Below are 1,106 nucleotides of genomic sequence, written 5' to 3' on the forward strand. Positions count from 1 at the left end.
TCGTCTCGGGGCCCGAGGCGGGCGACAACCCGTGGGACTACTCGCGGACGGCCGAGTGGGCGGTGTCGTCGCCGCCGCCGCTCGAGAACTGGCCGAACCGGCCGTCGTACGCCTCCGGGAAGCTGGAGTTCGTGAAGGATTACATCCCGGACGGGGGGCCGGCGGTGAAGGCCGACGAGAACGGTAACGCCGCCACCGACGGGGGCGACAGCCACTCCGATCACATCCGCGAGTACCCGTACTGGGACAAGCACCCGAGCCACGCGAGCATCTGGCCGGCCGCGCTCTCGTTCGCGACGCTCGTGATGTTCCTCGGACTGTCCGGGTTCAACGACTCGGTGTCGATCGGCGCCGCCGAGTCGCTGGCGACGACGCCGGTGACGATCAGCAACCCGGTGTATCCGGTGTTGGCGGTCGTCGGGCTGCTCGGCGTCGTGTACACCGGNNTCTCGGCGGCGGTGTTCATCCGCTTCAACGCCGGCTGGCGCACGTGGGAGCCGCTGACGGAGTCGCTGCCGGGGCTCATCAACACGTTCGTGCTGTTGACCTCGTCGTTCACGGTGATCCTCGCCCTGGTGGCGGCCCACCGGAACAGCCGGAAGGGGCTGCTCGCGTCGCTGGGGACGACGATCGCGTTGGGACTGACGTTCCTCGCGATCAAGATGTGGGAGTGGCACCACGAGATCTACGACGTGGGCGTCACCATCGCGTCGAACTCCCACGGCGACCCGGTCCAGGCGTCGATCTACTACGTCACCACCGGCCTCCACGGCGTTCACGTGGTCGGGGGGCTGTTGATCGCCGGGTTCCTGTTCTACCGGGCGTACCACGGGGCGTACCTGGACGACGAGCGGCCGGTCGAGTACTTCGGGCTCTACTGGCACTTCGTCGACATCGTCTGGGTGTTCCTCTTCCCGCTGTTCTACCTCTTCTGAGGTAGCGGATCTTCCTTCGGCGTCGAACCGCGGCGGATATTCTTTCGGGGGTTGGCTGTGACTCGTCGTGATCGCGTTTCTGAGGACGGGTTCGTCCGAACCGGTCGTTATGTGTTGCGTGCTAATGGTACGGATCGTGTGATCGTGGATAGGTCGTTGCTGGCGCGGTGA

Annotated in this window: 1 protein-coding gene; it reads left to right on the forward strand. The window is 66.0% G+C overall.

What is annotated here, in order from left to right; genetic code table 11:
* The first annotated feature begins 305 nt into the window (after positions 1-305).
* On the forward strand, positions 306-935 hold the full coding sequence (locus DJ70_RS02010; RefSeq protein ID WP_449272186.1) for a cytochrome c oxidase subunit 3: 630 nt from the start codon (positions 306-308) through the stop codon (positions 933-935).
* Positions 936-1,106: the final 171 nt, after the last annotated feature.

Origin of the sequence: Halorubrum halodurans, assembly GCF_002252985.1 — an archaeon.
GTDB classification, from domain to species: domain Archaea; phylum Halobacteriota; class Halobacteria; order Halobacteriales; family Haloferacaceae; genus Halorubrum; species Halorubrum halodurans.